The 16,044-nt window shown below is 69.9% G+C and carries 17 protein-coding genes; 7 read left to right on the plus strand and 10 right to left on the minus strand.

Annotation, left to right across the window (positions count from 1 at the left end):
- Window positions 1-122: 122 nt before the first annotated feature.
- A complete protein-coding gene (locus ACNFOC_RS15360) occupies window positions 123-254 on the minus strand; it encodes a hypothetical protein (protein ID WP_416959671.1) in 132 nt (43 codons plus the stop codon).
- A gap of 223 nt (window positions 255-477) precedes the next feature.
- Between ACNFOC_RS15360 and ACNFOC_RS15365 the strand changes: the two genes are divergently transcribed.
- Together ACNFOC_RS15365 and ACNFOC_RS15370 are read left to right on the plus strand one after the other, a co-directional pair.
- Window positions 478-1,347 (plus strand): hypothetical protein, encoded by an 870-nt coding sequence (locus ACNFOC_RS15365; protein WP_416959672.1) that lies wholly within the window; start codon window positions 478-480, stop codon window positions 1,345-1,347.
- Between the two features lie 41 nt (window positions 1,348-1,388).
- Entirely contained in the window at window positions 1,389-2,210 is an 822-nt protein-coding gene (locus ACNFOC_RS15370; RefSeq protein WP_416959673.1) for an EI24 domain-containing protein, read from the plus strand.
- On the opposite strand, the gene ACNFOC_RS15375 is transcribed toward ACNFOC_RS15370, so the two are convergent.
- Entirely contained in the window at window positions 2,196-3,473 is a 1,278-nt protein-coding gene (locus tag ACNFOC_RS15375; RefSeq protein WP_416959674.1) for a pyroglutamyl-peptidase I, read from the minus strand. The genes ACNFOC_RS15370 and ACNFOC_RS15375 overlap by 15 nt on opposite strands.
- Window positions 3,474-3,667: 194 nt before the next feature.
- Here ACNFOC_RS15375 and ACNFOC_RS15380 point away from each other — a divergent pair, with 194 nt between their 5' ends.
- The 3 genes from ACNFOC_RS15380 to ACNFOC_RS15390 all read left to right on the plus strand — a co-directional run bounded on the left by ACNFOC_RS15380 (window position 3,668) and on the right by ACNFOC_RS15390 (window position 4,890).
- Window positions 3,668-4,021, plus strand: coding sequence for a hypothetical protein (locus tag ACNFOC_RS15380; protein WP_416959675.1), 354 nt, complete (start codon window positions 3,668-3,670; stop codon window positions 4,019-4,021).
- Window positions 4,022-4,025: 4 nt separating this feature from the next.
- A complete protein-coding gene (locus ACNFOC_RS15385; protein ID WP_416959676.1) occupies window positions 4,026-4,388 on the plus strand; it encodes a hypothetical protein in 363 nt (120 codons plus the stop codon).
- Between the two features lie 262 nt (window positions 4,389-4,650).
- Window positions 4,651-4,890: a YrdB family protein gene (locus ACNFOC_RS15390; RefSeq protein ID WP_521985185.1), complete on the plus strand. Its 240-nt coding sequence runs from the start codon at window positions 4,651-4,653 to the stop codon at window positions 4,888-4,890.
- Between the two features lie 38 nt (window positions 4,891-4,928).
- On the opposite strand, the gene ACNFOC_RS15395 is transcribed toward ACNFOC_RS15390, so the two are convergent.
- On the minus strand, window positions 4,929-5,516 hold the full coding sequence (locus ACNFOC_RS15395) for a TetR/AcrR family transcriptional regulator (protein WP_416959677.1): 588 nt from the start codon (window positions 5,514-5,516) through the stop codon (window positions 4,929-4,931).
- Window positions 5,517-5,623: 107 nt separating this feature from the next.
- On the opposite strand from ACNFOC_RS15395, the gene ACNFOC_RS15400 reads away from it, so the two are divergent.
- Window positions 5,624-8,110 (plus strand): beta-glucosidase family protein, encoded by a 2,487-nt coding sequence (locus ACNFOC_RS15400; RefSeq protein WP_416959678.1) that lies wholly within the window; start codon window positions 5,624-5,626, stop codon window positions 8,108-8,110.
- Between the two features lie 81 nt (window positions 8,111-8,191).
- Here ACNFOC_RS15400 and ACNFOC_RS15405 read toward each other — a convergent pair whose 3' ends face one another.
- Window positions 8,192-9,172: an aldose epimerase family protein gene (locus ACNFOC_RS15405; protein WP_416959679.1), complete on the minus strand. Its 981-nt coding sequence runs from the start codon at window positions 9,170-9,172 to the stop codon at window positions 8,192-8,194.
- A 10-nt stretch (window positions 9,173-9,182) separates the two neighbouring features.
- The gene (locus tag ACNFOC_RS15410; RefSeq protein WP_416959680.1) at window positions 9,183-10,088 is read right to left on the minus strand and encodes an SGNH/GDSL hydrolase family protein; all 906 of its coding nucleotides are present in this window, start codon (window positions 10,086-10,088) and stop codon (window positions 9,183-9,185) included.
- A 254-nt stretch (window positions 10,089-10,342) separates the two neighbouring features.
- Between ACNFOC_RS15410 and ACNFOC_RS15415 the strand changes: the two genes are divergently transcribed.
- Entirely contained in the window at window positions 10,343-10,837 is a 495-nt protein-coding gene (locus tag ACNFOC_RS15415) for a DUF3145 domain-containing protein (RefSeq protein WP_406127120.1), read from the plus strand.
- 137 nt (window positions 10,838-10,974) lie between these two features.
- Here the strand turns inward: ACNFOC_RS15415 and ACNFOC_RS15420 are convergent, their stop codons facing one another.
- The 5 genes from ACNFOC_RS15420 to fasR all read right to left on the minus strand — a co-directional run bounded on the left by ACNFOC_RS15420 (window position 10,975) and on the right by fasR (window position 16,000).
- A complete protein-coding gene (locus tag ACNFOC_RS15420; protein WP_406127122.1) occupies window positions 10,975-12,246 on the minus strand; it encodes a beta-ketoacyl-[acyl-carrier-protein] synthase family protein in 1,272 nt (423 codons plus the stop codon).
- Window positions 12,247-12,392: 146 nt separating this feature from the next.
- On the minus strand, window positions 12,393-12,641 hold the full coding sequence (locus tag ACNFOC_RS15425) for an acyl carrier protein (RefSeq protein ID WP_015660680.1): 249 nt from the start codon (window positions 12,639-12,641) through the stop codon (window positions 12,393-12,395).
- A 105-nt stretch (window positions 12,642-12,746) separates the two neighbouring features.
- Window positions 12,747-13,742, minus strand: a complete 996-nt coding sequence (locus ACNFOC_RS15430; RefSeq protein ID WP_366437474.1) for a ketoacyl-ACP synthase III — start codon at window positions 13,740-13,742, stop codon at window positions 12,747-12,749.
- An 18-nt stretch (window positions 13,743-13,760) separates the two neighbouring features.
- Window positions 13,761-14,705, minus strand: a complete 945-nt coding sequence (locus ACNFOC_RS15435; protein WP_416959681.1) for an ACP S-malonyltransferase — start codon at window positions 14,703-14,705, stop codon at window positions 13,761-13,763.
- An 89-nt stretch (window positions 14,706-14,794) separates the two neighbouring features.
- Window positions 14,795-16,000, minus strand: coding sequence for a fatty acid biosynthesis transcriptional regulator FasR (gene fasR / locus ACNFOC_RS15440; protein WP_266855956.1), 1,206 nt, complete (start codon window positions 15,998-16,000; stop codon window positions 14,795-14,797).
- Between the last annotated feature and the right edge of the window lie 44 nt (window positions 16,001-16,044).

The following is a 16,044-nucleotide window of genomic DNA, read 5'->3' on the forward strand; positions in this document are numbered from 1 at the left end:
GCGCCAAGACATCTCCGGCACCCCGCTGAAGCGCACCACGAGCGGGTCGGTGGCCAGGCCGCGGGAGACGTTGAGCACCACGCCGTAGGTGACCCAGGCAAGGCTGAACACGCCGAACGCGGTCACCGGGTGGCGGGGCGGGGGTCGGCGCCCGCTACGCGAGGTTGGAGCAGGAGCGAACCGGCGGCGGTGGTCAGGGCGACGGCGGTGATCAGAACGGGTCTCGGGGGGACGGCTCTGGCAATGGTGCGCACGCGTACCTCCTCTTTGGTTCCAGAGATCGGTACGGCGAGCCGCACCTTTTCGACTCAACGGTGAACAGGAAGTTGTTGGTGTCGTCGATGCCCCGGATGGCGCATTCGCGGGGCCGGGAACGGGGCATGCTGAGCAGAGGTCACCGGTACCAGAGGTCACCTACCGGGCAGCGGGTGTGGCCGGCTGCGCACGACTGCGTACGGCGAGGAGGTCCCAGGTCCCATGGCAACGATTCCTTCGCTCCCCAGCAGGGACGAGGTGCTGCGCATGGCACGCAGCACCACCGACATCACCGGCCAACTCCTGGACACGGCCGGGAACATCACCAGGATCGCGATCAACACCCTTGATCCACGGGACGGTTCGGGCGCGGAGGCGCTCCGCGTCCTGCGCGAGACCACCGCCGAACTGGCCGAGGCGAGCGCGTCGCCGCAGGCCCAGGAGGCGTTCTACCGCATCGTCGACACCCTGACCCGGCTCGGCACGACCGGCGCCCCGCTGGCCGTGCACCCGGTGAGCGCACCGGCGCAGGCGCTGCTGACCGTGCTCGGCGACAGCCTGCTCCCCGTCCTGGACGCGGTGGAACCGGCCGTCGAGGAGTTCGCGACGGCACTCGGCGACCTGGTCGAGGCGGCCTCGCCGCTGCTGCCCGCGGCGGCGGGCGTGGCCGCGGGCACCCTGCTCGCCCTCACCCCCCTCATCAGGGCGATGGCGGATGTCCTGGCCGACTCGTCGCCCGAACTCCGGCGTGTGGCCGAGGCGTTGACGGCGGCGCTGGCTCCGCTGCTGCCGTTCCAGGTGGCCCTCGCGCAACGGGCGGCGACCGCGGGCGCGAACGTGGTCCGGGCCGCCCTGCCACCCCTCGCCGACCTCACGGAGGCCGCGGCGGCGACCACGAAGGTGGCCGGCCCGATCCTGGTCGCCGGCGAGGAACTCCTGGTCACCGCCCTGGAACACATCCAGCCGGCCCTCCTCGCGGCGACCTCCCGCGCGGGCCGGGTGGCCCGTGCGACCGCGGTACGGGTGACGGCGGCGGTGGCACCGGCGGCGGATCGGGGGGTTGTGGTGGCGGTGTCGAACGCGGGTGCGTAGCGGTGTCGACCGCGCGTGAGGCGCACCGTAAAGTTCGCCCCATGCATGATCTTGGCGCGGGGTTCGGCTATCTCCTGAAGGGCCAGCGCTGGATGGCGCGGCACGGGAGGCACTACGGTTTCGGGCTGATCCCCGGTCTGATCACGATGGTCCTGTACGTGGCGGCGCTGGTCGCGCTGGCGCTCTGGGGCGAGGACTTCGTCAGCTGGGCGACGCCCTTCGCGGACGACTGGTCGAGCCCGTGGCAGGGCCTGTTCCGTGGTTTCCTCACGGCGGTCCTGTTCGTACTGGCCCTGCTGCTCTCGGTGTTGACCTTCACGGCCGTCACGCTTCTCATAGGCCAGCCGTTCTACGAGACCCTCTCCGAGAAGGTCGACCGGGACGTCTCCCCGGACGGCACGGCCCCCGAATCGGGCCTCCCGCTCTGGCGCGAACTGTGGATCTCGGCCCGCGACAGCCTCCGCATCCTGTTCCGCGCGGTGCTGTGGGGCGTCCTCCTCTTCGCCCTGGGCTTCGTCCCGTTCATCGGCCAGACGGTCATCCCGGTGATCGGCTTCTTCGTCACGGGCTTCTTCCTCACGGAGGAGCTGACGGCGGTCGCCCTCCAGCGCCGAGGCATCGACCTCCGCGCCCGCCTCACCCTCCTCCGCTCCCGCAAAACCCTCATCTGGGGCTTCGGCACCCCCCTCGGCCTCTCCTTCCTGGTCCCGTTCGTCGCGGTGTTCCTGATGCCGGGTGCGGTGGCGGGGGCGACGATGATGGCGCGGGACCTGTTGGGGGAGGAGACCGAGGAGGGGGATGAGGACGGAGATCAGGCGGGGGACACGGACACGGAAGTCGGGCCGGCGTCAGTCGCCGAGTGAGGCGTTCAAGGCCACCGTCACCATCGCCTTCACCTGCGCGATGATGTCCACCCGGTTCCGCACGAACTCCGGATCGGTGATCGCCCCGGTCGCCGGGTCCGTGTTCCCCGTCCCGAACTGAAGCACCGGCGTGTGGATATGCCCACCCGGCAGCGAGTCGTGCAGCCCGAGCCGATCCCGTAGCAGAGTGGCGCGGTAGGCGATCTCGTTCGAGAGATAGTTCCCGCCACCCCCGGCACGGGCCGTGGACCCCGCGGTGGGCCCGTCCGGCCGTACGACGGGAACGGTGCCGCCCGCCGGGATCTCCGTCACCTCGGTGTGGTCGTAGGCGGGGAACCGCCCGGTGTCGGCGGCCACAATCGCCTTGTACGGCAGGGTCGTCGACGTCCACTGGGGCTGCGAGGCCGGGTCGGCGACGGGCACGGTCTCGGTCTTCGACACGTTGTCGTTGTCCGGATACCCGCCCCGCCAGGCCCCGTTGGTCCGCTCGACGTCGAAACGGCCCACCCGCCCCTGACTCACGGTCGTGAACAGATCCACCTTCGGCAGATACGGCCGCAACGCCCGCTCCACGGTTCCGTCCGCGAAGTCCGCCCACCGCACGGGGAACATGGCCGTCTCGATCCGCGCCGGCCCGTCCGCGGTCTGGATCACCGTGCCGTCGAGCGCGAGCGCGGTCGCCCCGGACGGATTGGAGATCCGGATGTCCCGATCCAAGGTGAACGGATCGAACCCGGTAACAAGAATCCGCTTGATCCCCTCAGCTCCCTTCTTCCCCTTCGCGTGCGGATACCGAATACTGCTCTGCCCACGCGAGGTCGTCTCCAACGCGGAGAGCAAGGCGGTCCGTTGACCATCGCTGATCCCGAACTCGGGCTCCCACCCCCGCACTTCCCGAGTCATCCCCAACCGGGCCCAGTACAACGGCCGGTCATCGTCCCGACTCAGATCCCCACCGGCAGGCCCTCGCCCCTGAGCCCGGTCAACGGCCCGCTGCCACAACGCGGTTCCCTCACGCACGACGATCCGGCGGGCCTGCGCGTAGCTGTGCGCGTTTTCCAGCGCGTGGGTGAACTCCGGGGCCACGGCATCGAATCCGGACCGCCGGAGAATCTCCTGCGGAACGGCCTTACTGAGCCGCTGCTCCTCGACGGTCGGGGCGGCGGCGGTGGCAGTGGTCGCCGAGGCGGCGGTCGTGGGGGCCGAGAGCCCGGCCAACAGGGTGAGTCCGAGGAAGCCGATGCGAACACGTATGGATGTCAAGGGAGTTGGAACCTTCCGTCGCCGTGGGGAGCGTGGTTGGTGAGCGCTGGTCGGCCGCAGTATCGCGTGACGCAGGCGACGTACGCCATCGTCTGTACGGCAGGATGGCCACTCGGTGTGCGAGTCGCCCAGGGTTTATGGGGCCCTTGCGGGTGCTTGGGATAATTCGAGCGTATGAGGTAGGGGGCGGTTCGATGTCCAGCAATCACTTCGACCCCGTTGATGAAGATTTTTACCATGTCGTCAGGGAGCCCGAATTCACGGCGCTGTTCGCGCTCGGTGCTGACGATCGGGTGGTATCGGTGGAGGATGTCGACGCCGAGTTGCGACTTCTCGACGGCACCCGGTGGAGTGCGTCTTTCATGACTCTCGGTGCGATCGGCACGGTGATGAGTCGATGGAGGGAAACGGGAGAGTATGGCGGGGGTGCTTTCTTCCAATGCTCCGATCTGGTCATCATTCCCAGGCCCGGAGTGGCCGCAATGGTCGAAGCGTTCCGTGCGATCGTGGCGGAGGGGTCGCAGGGGACTCTCGGGAGGTTGGAGTAGCGAAGTGCGGCTGGTGGAGGACCTGGTGGCCAGGTTTCCGGTGCTTGAGGATGCGTACGAATCTCATGTGTTCAACGAGGGCGAGGTCCTGCCGCATGTCTTCTTCTGGGAAGTGACACAGGAGGTGGTGAATTCCTTTGTCTCGCGGGATTCGCATGTCTCGCGGGATTCGGACGCTCTGGACTGGCGATCCGTTCTCGCGTTCCTGGAGGAACAGTTGGGCAGAGGAATCCTCGAAGTGACCGAGGTGATCGTTACCTCATTCCTCTGGTATCTGCCCAACCCGGGTGACCCCGGATACGAGATCTCCGCTCATCTCGGCCCTGCCATGACCCGTAAATTTCAGGAGATCTTCCCCCGCGGATAGGGCTCCCTCGCCGCCACTTCCCGCAATACCCCCACGAACGCCGCGCCCGCATCCGACAGCGCCGAGCCGAGGCATCGTCGAGACCGTCGCCGCTCTCCTCAAGCCCGCGACGAAGTGATCCCCTCCGGGTGATACTGCGACCCATGACCGCAACGGAGACAGCCAAGGCAGCGAACCTCGGTGTCCTCTTCGCCATCGAGCTCGGCGCCCTCGTGGCCGTCGGCTACTGGGGTTTCACGCGGGACCTCGCCATGCCGTTGACCTGGCTGCTCGGCGTCGGGGGCCTGTTGTGCTCGTCGTGTTGTGGGGGCTGTGCGGTTCGCCGAAGTCCAAGTACAAGGTGCGGGGGGCCGGCCGGGTCGGGTTCGAGGTGGTGTGGTTCGGGGCCGGGGTTGTGGCGCTGGTCGGCGCCGGGGTCTACGACTGGGCCCTCGTCTTCGCCCTCGTGTGTGTGGTGAGCAAGACGCTGGCCGTCATCTGGCGGCAGGCGGGCGGGAGTTGACCGACCTGGAGTTGGGCGACCTGGAGTTGGCCTACCCCCTACGTCTCCTCGCCCAGCAGCGCCAAGAAGTCCCGGAACGCCCCCGGCATGTCCACCGACTCCGGATCCAGTAGCCACTGGTACTGCAAACCGTCCATCACCGCCACCAGCAGCGGAGCCGCCCGCTCGGGTGTCAGGCCGTTCGGCAGGTGGTCGCCGTACTCGGTGCGCAGCACCCCCGCCATGCTCGCCCGCACCCGGACGTACCGCTCGGTGAAGTAGTCCCGCGCCGGATGCCCCTCCGTGACGCTCTCGCCGAGGAGTGCGGAGAAGGTCTGGATGATGCCGGGCCGCATCGCGTTGTACTCGACCAGGGAGGCCAGCAGGTCGACGCGCCACCGGCTGTCCGGTACGGCGTCCCACTGGTCCCGTTCCTCGAGGACGGCCACGAGCAGCGCGTCCTTCGTGGGGAAGTAGTGCAGCAGGCCCTGCTGGGTCAGGCCGACGCGTTCCGCCACCGCCGCCAGGCTCGTGCCCCGGTAGCCGCGTTCGGCGATCACCTCCAGGGCCGCCCGCACGATCTCGGCGCGTCGTTCCTCGCGCCGGGTCCTGGAGTTCGTGGCGTTCATGGCGTCACCGTACGACACCCGGAGACCGTTAATATAACGGCACGGTTACGAAACCTACCGCTCTACAGGTAACCGATGCACGATGGAGGCACCGCACGGTACGGACTCAACGAGGAGGCACAACGATGGCGGGAACCCGCACCCCGGCCGACGATGCCCGTGAAGCAGTCGTCGAGGCGGCCCTCGGCAAGCTCGACCTGGATGCCAAGGCGCGGCTGCTCGCCGGGCAGGACATGTGGTCCCTGCCCGCCCTCCCGGAGATCGGCCTGAAGTCCCTCGTCATGTCCGACGGGCCCATCGGCGTCCGGGGCGTCCGCTGGACCGCCGACGACCCCTCCGTCGCGCTGCCGTCCCCCACCGCGCTCGCCGCCACCTGGGACCCCGAACTAGCCCATCGCGCGGGCGTGTTGCTCGCCCAGGAGGCCCGCCGCAAGGGCGTCCACGTCCTCCTCGCGCCCACCGTCAATCTCCATCGCTCCCCGCTCGGCGGACGGCACTTCGAGGCGTACAGCGAGGACCCCTACCTCACCGGACGGATCGGCGTCGGTTATGTGACGGGCGTACAGGAAGGCGGCGTCGGCACCACCGTCAAGCACTTCGTCGCCAACGACGCCGAGACCAACCGCTTCACCGTCGACAACCTGATCTCCCAACGCACCCTGCGCGAGCTGTACTTGGCCCCCTTCGAGCTCATCGTCGAGAACGCCCACCCCTGGGGCATCATGACCGCCTACAACACGGTCAACGGCACGACGATGACCGAGCACCGCTACCTCGTGAACGAGATCCTGCGCGGCGAATGGGGCTTCGACGGCTTCAACGTCTCCGACTGGACCGCCGCCCGTTCCACCGTCGGCGCCATCGAGGGCGGCCTCGACGTCGCCATGCCCGGCCCGAAGACGGTCTACGGCGAGGCCCTCGCCCAGGCCGTGCGCGGCGGCGAGGTCGAGGAGACCACCGTCGACACCGCCGTACGGAACGTGCTGCGGCTCGCCGCCCGCGTCGGCATCCTGGACGGCGCCGAACCCATCGTCGCGGAGGCCCAACTCCCGTCCCCCGTCGACGGCGAGGCCCTCGCCCGCGAGATCGCCCGTCGCTCCTTCGTCCTCGTCCGGAACGAGAACGGCGCCCTGCCGCTGAAGCCGAACGGCACCGTCGCGCTCCTCGGCGCCGCCGCCCGCGACGCCCGCGTCCTCGGCGGCGGCTCCGCCATCGTCTTCCCGCCCCACGTCGTCTCCCCGCTCGACGGCCTCACCGCCGCCCTCCCCGAAGGCACCCTCACCTACGCCGTCGGGGCCGACCCGAACACCGAACTCGCCGCCGCCGACAAGGGGTTCGAGCTGCGCGCCGTCTGCCGGGACGCCGAGGGTGTCGTCATCGGCACCGCCTCCGCGCCCGGCGGGCAGCTCCGGTGGATGGGGGACGACCTTCCCGAGGGCGTCACCCACGACACCCTCCACACCGTCGAACTCGCCGGCACCTTCACCCCGCGCGACACCGGTCAACACACCTTCGGTATCAAGGGCCTGGGCGCCTTCACCCTCACCGTCGACGGCACGACGTACTACGACGACGTCCAACGCCCGCTCAAGGACGACCCGTTCAGCTCCTTCTTCGGCGCCCCCGAACCCCGCGCCCGCGTCGACCTCACCGCCGGCACCCCGGTCGAGGTGTCCCTGACCTACGTCGTGAGCTTCTCCGAGAACCGCGACCTCAAGGTCATCGGCTTCACACTCGTCCACCAGGAACCGCAGCGCGACCCCGACGAACTCATCGCCGAGGCCGTCGAGTTGGCCCGCGCCGCCGACACCGCCGTCGTCGTGGTCGCCACCACCGAACGCGTCGAGTCGGAGGGCTACGACCGCACGGACCTCCAACTGCCCGGCCGCCAGGACGACTTGGTGCACGCCGTCGCCGCCGCCAACCCGAACACCGTCGTGATCGTCAACTCCGGCTCCCCGGTCGAACTGCCCTGGCGCGACGAGGTCGCCGCCGTCCTGCTCGGCTGGTTCCCCGGCCAGGAGGGCGGCGCCGCCCTCGCCGACGTCCTCACCGGCACCCACGAACCCGGCGGCCGACTCCCCACCACCTGGGGCTCCCTGACCGACGCCCCGGTCACCCAGGTCGTCCCCGACAACGGCGAACTCCCGTACACCGAGGGCGTGTTCATCGGCTACCGGGCCTGGGAGAAAGAGGGCCGCACCCCGTCGTACGCCTTCGGACACGGCCTCGGCTACACCGACTGGACCTACGACTCGATCGAGGCGGAGGCAGATGGCGGCGGCTCATCGGTCACCGTCCGCGTCACCAACTCCGGTGCCCGGCCCGGCCGTGAGGTCGTCCAGGTCTATCTGGCCCCCGCCGATGCCCCCACCGAGACCAACACCAACACCGACGCCGACCCGGAGCGTCCCGCCCGCTGGCTGGCCGGATTCGCCGGGGTCGAGGCCGGGCCCGGCGAGAGCGTCGACGTGGTCGTCGAACTTCCGCGACGGGCTTTCGAGATCTGGGATGAGACGGCGAACTCGTGGGCAGTTGTAAAGGGTTCGTACGAGATCCACGCGGGCCGCTCGATCACGGACCGCGGGGTCGCCACGACGATTAACGTCTGAGCCGGGACAAGCTCCCCACAGACAGCCCCGGCCCGGGACCTGACCCCTGGGCCGGGGCTCATCGCGTCCCGGCCGGCGCGGTCAGCGCGTCGAGAAGCCGTACACCGTCTCCGAGCGGTACGTGTCGCCCGGACGCAGCTCCGTGCTCGGGAACTCGGGACGGTTCGGGGAGTCCGGGAAGTGCTGGGTCTCCAGGGCGATCCCGGCACCCGGGGCGTACGGGCCGGCCAGGTAGTCGCCGGTGTAGAGCTGGATGCCGGGCTCGGTCGTCGCCACCGTCAACACCCGCCCGGACGCCGGGTCGTACAGCTCGGCGATCTCGACCGGGGCCGGCGTCAGGCCCTTGTCGAGCACGAAGTTGTGGTCGTAGCCGGAGCCCACCTTCCGCGCGTCACGGAAGTCGAAGCGCGTACCCGCCACGTCGTCGAGCGCACCGGTCGGGATCAGATCGCCGTCGACCGGCGTGAACCGGGAAGCGGCGAGCCGGAGTTCATGACCACCCGCGCCACCCGCGCTGCCCACGCCGCTCAGGTCGAAGTAGCTGTGGTTCGTGAGGTTCACGACGGTCGGCGCGTCCGTCGTCGCCTCGTACACGAAGCGCAGCGCGCCCGACGCGTCCAGCGTGTACGTCACCGCGACGTCGAGCCGCCCCGGGAAGCCCTCCTCGCCGTGCGCGCTGACCCGGCTGAGCCGCAGCCCGTGCTCGATGGGCTCGACGTCCCACCCCCGCTTGTCGAAGCCGCGCTCACCGCCGTGCAGGGAGTTCGGCGCGTTGTTCCGCGCCAGCGAGTACGTGACACCCTCCAGCGGGAAACGACCGCCCGCGATCCGGTTGGCATACCGCCCCACCAGAGCACCGAGATACGGCTCGGGATGAGCGAGATACCCGTCCAGATCAGCGAACCCGAGCACCACGTCCGCCGCGTGCCCGTCCCGGTCCGGCACCTCCACCGACTGCACGATCCCGCCGTACGACAGCATCCGCACCCGCACGCCCGCCCGCTCCAGCGTCCAGCGGTGGACCGGGGTGCCGTCGGGAAGGGTGCCGAAAAGTTCGCTCATGACGGAAACCCTAGGTCACGGGTGTACGCGCGGTGATGTGACGGTAGGCGATCTCGGCGAGCCGGGCCTGGCCGTCCGTGCTCGGGTGGAACCAGTCCCAGTGGCTCAACTGGTCCGTGCCGAACCGGTAGTCGTAGACCGCGCCCCCGTCGAAACGGCACCGCTCGTCCGTCGCGCACACCTGCTCAAGCACCTTGTTGTACGCCTCCACCCGGTCCAGCACCGTGTCGCGCCGCTCGGTCGCCGCCGAGTCCAGGGCGTCCGCGTCGGCCAGCATCGAGGGGCAGATGCCCAGCTTCCAGACCTCCTTGCCCAGCGGGTTCGTCCGCCCCTGCGACCAGAGCCGCTTGAGATTCGGCACGCTCGCGACGTAGACCTGCGTCTTCGGCAACGCCCGGCGCAGGGCCTTCAACGAGGCCTCGAATTCGGCGCGGAAGTCCGCGACGGAGGTCATCGCCGAGGTCGAGGCCCGACAGGCGTCGTTGGCCCCCACCATCACGGTGACCAACTGCGGCTTCCGGGCCGCCGCCTGACCGATCTGCGCGGGCAGGTCGGCCATCCGCGCCCCGGTCTCCGCGTAGTTCCAACTGCGCGTGGCCGCGCCCGCCTTCCCCAGCAGCCGTACGGCGAGACTGTCGACCGAGGCCGAACTGCCCGTCGCCCAGGACACCTCCGGGCAGTCCGACAGGACCGAACAGGCGTCGAAGCCACGGGTGATGGAGTCACCGACCGCCGCGACCGAGGACGGGCTGCGGTCCCACACCGGGGTGGGGGAGGGCTTCGCCTTGGTCGCCGTACCGCTCCTGCTGTGTGCGCCGGCGGAGTCACCGCCGCCGGAGTCGCAGCCGGCGGCTCCCAGGACGGCCGCCGCCACGACGGCGAGCACGGCCCGTGAACGGTGAGGTCGGATTCGCATGCCGTGGCCCAGCCCCTTGGTGTCGTGTCACATCTCAACCCATAACAACGCGCGAGGGTTCCCGAGCGCGTGCGATGCAACGGCACACCCCCGTACAAGCGTCCCCATGGGTGAATGGCGGGGTTTCCTGGCACCTGGAGGGACGGTACGTCACACTCCTCGCGCCGCCGCACGGTAGCCTCGCCCTCAACGTGGCTGCCCTGCCGCCGCCGTTTGCCAGTCTGTAAGATGCCCCGCTCTGTCCGGAGGTCCCGGTGACGACACGTGGAGTTCTGTACGTGCACTCCGCGCCGCGCGCGCTGTGCCCGCACGTCGAGTGGGCCGTCGCCGGGGTGCTCGGCACACGCGTCAGCCTCGACTGGATCCGCCAGCCCGCCGCCCCCGGAACATGGCGCTCCGAATTCTCCTGGCAGGCGGAGGTGGGCACGGCGTCCAAACTCGCCTCCGCCCTCCGCGGCTGGCACCTCCTCCGCTTCGAGGTAACCGCCGAGCCCTGCCCCACCGCCGAGGGCGAGCGCTACAGCTGCACCCCCGACCTCGGCATCTTCCACGCCGTCACCGGCATCCACGGCGACATCCTGATCCCGGAGGACCGCCTGCGCGCGGCCCTGACGAGGTCTCAGCAGGGCGAGACCGACCTGGAAGCGGACATCGCCAAGCTCCTGGGCAAGCCCTGGGACGACGAGCTGGAGCCCTTCAGATACGCGGGCGAAGGCGCCCCCGTGCGCTGGCTGCACCAGGTGGTCTGAAAAACACGGTCAGGGGCGATGCTTTTAGGGGCGCGGGGAACTGCGCGACCAGCCCCCACCGGGCCGGTAGACGAAAAACAACATGTGGCCCGCCCCCAAAACCCCGGGGGCGGGCCACACACCGTTCAGCAAACGTCTCAGACCGTCCGGAACGCCAACACCACGTTGTGCCCACCAAACCCGAACGAGTCGTTCAGCGCGGCAATACGCCCCTCGACCGGCAACTTACGAGCCTCCCCGCGAACGACATCCGCGTTGGCCTCCGCCTCCGGGTCGAGGTTCTCGACGTTGATGGTCGGCGGCGCGATCCGGTTGTACAGCGCGAGCACGGTCGCGACCGACTCGACACCCCCCGCACCACCCAGCAGATGCCCGGTCATCGACTTCGTCGCCGAGACCGCCATGTGGTCGGCGTCGTCACCGAACACCTTGCGCAACGCCTTCAGTTCGGCCACGTCACCGGCCGGCGTCGACGTCGCGTGCGCGTTCACGTGCACGATCTCCGCCGCGACGAGATCGGTGTTGTCCATCAGGTTCTGAAGGGCGTGGGAGATCCCACGCCCCTCCGGCTCCGGCTGCACGATGTCGTGGCCGTCGGCGGAGATGCCCTGCCCGACCGCCTCGGCGTACACCCGGGCACCGCGCTTCGCCGCGTGCTCGGCGGACTCCAGGACGAGAACACCCGCGCCCTCGCCGAGGACGAAGCCGTCGCGGCCGGTGTCGTAGGGACGCGAGGCGCCCTGCGGGTCGTCGTTGTTCTTGGACATCGCCATCATGTTGCCGAACGCGGCGATGGGGAGGGGGTGGATGGCCGCCTCCGTGCCACCGGCGACGACGACGTCGGCGCGGCCGGTGCGGATCATCTCGATGGCGTAGCCGATGGCCTCGGCGCCGGAGGCGCACGCGGAGACCGGCGTGTGCACGCCCGCGCGGGCGCCCACGAGCAGGCCCACGTTGGCGGACGGGCCGTTCGGCATCAGCATGGGGACGGTGTGCGGGGAGACGCGGCGGACGCCCTTCTCCTTCAGCACGTCGTACTGGTCGAGCAGGGTCGTCACACCGCCGATGCCGGAGGCGATGACGGTGCCGAGACGGTCGGGGTCGACCGCCGGGTCCTCACCGGCCTTGTCGGTGAAACCGGCGTCGGCCCACGCCTCCTTCGCCGCGATCAGCGCGAACTGCGCCGAGCGGTCCAGACGGCGGGCCTGCGGACGCGGGATGACCTCCGAGGGGTCCACAGCGGCCGGCGCGGCGATACGGACCGCCTGCTCGGCGGCCCACTCCTGCTCCAGGGGCTTCACACCGGACTTGCCGGCGATCATGCCTTCCCAGGTCGAGGCTGCGTCGCCACCCAGCGGTGTGGTTGCGCCGATACCGGTGACGACCACGGTGCGATTGGTCGGGCTCACGGGAATTCTTTCTCCAACGGTACGAGGATTAAGCGGCGCCACCGCCGGGTGGCGGGGCCATGCAGCCGGGCCTGTGGGCGGCTCGGGCCTGCTGGTCCGGGCCTAAGAGGCGGCTCGGACCAGGTGGGCCGGGCCTAAGTGGTGGCTCAGGCCTGGTGCTTGAGGATGTAGTCGGTCGCGTCGCCGACCGTCTTGAGGTTCTTGACGTCCTCGTCGGGGATCTTGACGTCGAAGCGCTCTTCGGCGGCGACGACGACCTCGACCATGGACAGCGAGTCGACGTCCAGGTCGTCGGTGAAGGACTTGTCCAGCTGGACGTCCTCAACCGGGATGCCGGCGATCTCGTTCACGATGTCGGCGAGACCGGCGACGATCTCTTCCTGAGTGGCGGCCATGTCAGGCGCTCCTTCTTTGTGATCCAGAGGGTGTGGCGTTCCCGCCGCGGCAGCGGCGGGTGAGTTCTGCCGTACCGGATCCGATGATGATCCGGCACGGAGTGCCTAGGGGAGGGTAACGACCGTCGCGGCGTACACGAGACCCGCCCCGAAGCCGATGACGAGCGCGGTGTCGCCGCTCTTGGCCTCGCCGGTCGCCAGAAGCCGCTCCATAGCGAGCGGAATCGAGGCGGCCGAGGTGTTGCCGGTGGTGCGTACGTCACGCGCGACCGTGACGTGCTCCGGCAGTTTCAGCGTCTTCACCATCGAGTCGATGATCCGCTCGTTGGCCTGGTGGGGAATGAAGACATCCAGGTCGTCCGGGGTGATCCCGGCCGCGTCCAGCGCCTGCTGGGCGACCTTCGCCATCTCGAACACGGCCCAGCGGAACACCGCCTGGCCCTCCTGCGTGATCGCAGGGAACTTGCCCGTGCTGTCGTACTCGGTCCACGGCACGGTCTGCTTGATGGTGTCGGACTTGTCGCCCTCCGAACCCCACACGGTCGGACCGATGTGCGGCTCCTTGGCGGGGCCGACCACGACCGCGCCCGCGCCGTCGCCGAACAGGAAGGCCGTCGCGCGGTCCTCCAGGTCGGTCAGGTCGGACAGCCGCTCCACGCCGATGACGAGCACGTACTCGGCGCTGCCCTCGACGACCATGCCCTTGGCGAGGGTCAGGCCGTAGCCGAAGCCCGCGCAGCCCGCCGAGATGTCGAACGCGGCGGCCTTGTTCGTGCCCAGCTTGTCGGCGATCTCCGTCGCCACGGCCGGGGTCTGCTTGAAGTGCGAGACCGTGGAGACGATCACGCCGCCGATCTGCTCGGCGGAGATCCCCGCGTCCGCGATCGCCTTGCCGGACGCCTCGATGGACATCGCGGCGACGGTCTCCTCGTCGTTCGCCCAGTGCCGCGTCTCGATGCCCGAACGGGAGCGGATCCACTCGTCGGACGAGTCGATCGTCTCCAGGATCACCTCGTTCGGGACGACACGGACCGGACGGTAACCGCCCACACCGAGGATGCGCGCGTACGGTGCGCCCTTGCTCGGCTTGATCTTCGACATGTTCGTACGGCTCCTTCTTCAGGCGTTGGCGCCCGCTGCGTCAGCAGCAGAATCGGCCGCAGTGGCGATGAGCTCGCGGGCCGCGTCGAGGTCGTCGGGTGTCTTCAGGGCCAGCGTCTTCACGCCGGGCAGGGCGCGCTTGGCGAGGCCGGTCAGGGTGCCGCCGGGGCACACCTCCAGGAGCGCGGTCACGCCCAGCTCCTTGAAGGTCTCCATGCACAGGTCCCAGCGGACCGGGTTGGCGACCTGGCCGACCAGCCGCTCCAGCACCTCGGCACCGGTGGCGACGGCCTTGCCGTCCTTGTTCGATACGTAGGTGATCGTCGGGTCGCCGGGCGTCAGTTCCTGCGCGGCCTTGGCGAGCGTGTCGACCGCCGGGGCCATGTGCCGCGTGTGGAACGCGCCGGCCACCTTCAGTGCCACGACCCGTCGCACGCCCTCGGGCTTGTCGGCCTCCAGGGCGGCGAGCTGCTCCAGCGTGCCGGCGGCCACGATCTGGCCCGCGCCGTTCACGTTCGCCGGGGTCAGGCCCAGCTTCTCCAGGTGCGCGACCGTCGTGTCCGGGTCGCCGCCGAGCAGCGCGGACATCCCGGTCGCGGTGATCGCGGCGGCCTCGGCCATCGCCAGGCCACGCTTGCGTACGAGGGTCAGGGCGGCCGTGTCGTCCAGGACACCCGCGAGGACGGCGGCGGTGATCTCGCCGACGCTGTGACCGGCGACAGCGCCCGGCGAGACGTCACCGAGGGCGGCCGCGGAGATCAGTCCGGCGGCGACGAGCAGCGGCTGGGCGACGGCGGTGTCACGGATCTCGTCCGCGTCGGCGTCCGTGCCGTAGTGCACCAGATCGAGGTCGACGGCGGCCGAGAGGGCACGCAGACGGTCCTCGACACCGGGGAGGTCGAGCCAGGGAGTCAGGAAGCCGGGCGTCTGGGCGCCCTGGCCGGGAGCGACGAGTACGAGCACTCTCACACTCTCTCTTGGGGACGGGCACGGCCGCCCGTGGGGACAGGGACGAAGAACAGGAAGGGGATTTGTGGAGCCCCGACAAAAGGCTAGTTCTGGGGATCTCCATCGGCCAGACGTCCCAGGATCAGCGCGATCCGCAGCGTGAACGCCGACCGTACATCCGACGGCGACCAGCCGGTGACGTCAGTCACACGTCGAAGCCGGTAGCGCACGGTGTTGGGATGGACGAACAGCATCCGCGCGGCACCTTCGAGACTGCTCGCCTGTTCCAGATAGACACTGAGCGTCTCCAGGAGCGCGGACCCGGCCTCCTCCAGCGGTCTGTAGATCTCCTCCACCAACTGGTCCCGCGCACCCGGGTCACCGGCCATCGCGCGTTCCGGAAGCAGGTCGTCCGCCAGCACCGGGCGCGGGGCGTCCTGCCAGGCGGAGCACGCCTTGAGCCCGGCGGCGGCGGCCTGCGCGGACCGGGTGGCGGCCAGCAGATCGGGCACGATGGGCCCGGCCACGACGGGTCCGGCCGCATAAGGCCCGATCAGCGACTTGGCGACGGCGAGCGGATTGTCGCTCCCACCGGCGATGACGACGAGCCGGTCCCCGAGCACACCGGTGAGCACCTGGAGCTTGGCGTGCCGGGCGGCCCGCCGGATCGCTTCCACGGTCAGCTCACTGTCCCCGTCGGGCGCGGTGCCGAGGACGACGCAGACATGCTCGGGCGAGTTCCATCCGAGCGCGGCAGCCCGCGAGACGGCGCCCTCATCGGCTTCCCCGCTCAGCACGGCGTTCACGACGAGCGACTCCAGCCGGGCGTCCCACGCGCCGCGCGCCTCGGCGGCCTGCGCGTACACCTGGGCGGTCGCGAAGGCGATCTCCCGGGCGTACACGAGAAGCGCCTCGCGGAGCACGGACTCGTCGCCGGGCGCGGCGACCTCGTCGATGGCGGACTCCATGACCTCGATGGTCGTCCGCACCATCTCGACGGTCTGGCGGAGGGTGATGGCCCGGGTCAGTTCACGAGGAGCGGTCCCGAAGACGTCGGTGGAGATGGCCTGCGGCGCGTCCGGATGCCGGAACCACTCGGTGAACGCGGCGATACCGGCCTGTGCGACCAGCCCGATCCAGGAACGGTTCTCCGGTGGCATCGCCCGGTACCACGGCAGCGTCTCGTCCATGCGCGCGATGGCCTGGGCGGCGAGACTCCCGGACGACTGCTCCAGCCGCTTCAGAGTCGCCGGGTGCGAGTGGGCACGGGGCAGGGGGCCTGCGGGTCTGCTGGTTTCGGGTTCGGGCACGGGACAAGACTGCCTTATCCGGGCGGCAGTATGCGGTGCCGGGT

Source organism: Streptomyces colwelliae (genome assembly GCF_048158785.1).
Classification (GTDB): domain Bacteria; phylum Actinomycetota; class Actinomycetes; order Streptomycetales; family Streptomycetaceae; genus Streptomyces.

What these genes read in the sequence shown, in the direction of transcription:
- ACNFOC_RS15430 (WP_366437474.1), bottom strand. Translation starts at nt 13,742, where the DNA reads ATGTCGAAGATCAAGCCGAGCAAGGGCGCACCGTACGCGCGCATCCTC.
- ACNFOC_RS15410 (WP_416959680.1), bottom strand. Translation starts at nt 10,088, where the DNA reads ATGCGAATCCGACCTCACCGTTCACGGGCCGTGCTCGCCGTCGTGGCG.
- ACNFOC_RS15425 (WP_015660680.1), bottom strand. Translation starts at nt 12,641, where the DNA reads ATGGCCGCCACTCAGGAAGAGATCGTCGCCGGTCTCGCCGACATCGTG.
- ACNFOC_RS15370 (WP_416959673.1), top strand. Translation starts at nt 1,389, where the DNA reads ATGCATGATCTTGGCGCGGGGTTCGGCTATCTCCTGAAGGGCCAGCGC.
- ACNFOC_RS15365 (WP_416959672.1), top strand. Translation starts at nt 478, where the DNA reads ATGGCAACGATTCCTTCGCTCCCCAGCAGGGACGAGGTGCTGCGCATG.
- ACNFOC_RS15405 (WP_416959679.1), bottom strand. Translation starts at nt 9,172, where the DNA reads ATGAGCGAACTTTTCGGCACCCTTCCCGACGGCACCCCGGTCCACCGC.
- ACNFOC_RS15400 (WP_416959678.1), top strand. Translation starts at nt 5,624, where the DNA reads ATGGCGGGAACCCGCACCCCGGCCGACGATGCCCGTGAAGCAGTCGTC.
- ACNFOC_RS15380 (WP_416959675.1), top strand. Translation starts at nt 3,668, where the DNA reads ATGTCCAGCAATCACTTCGACCCCGTTGATGAAGATTTTTACCATGTC.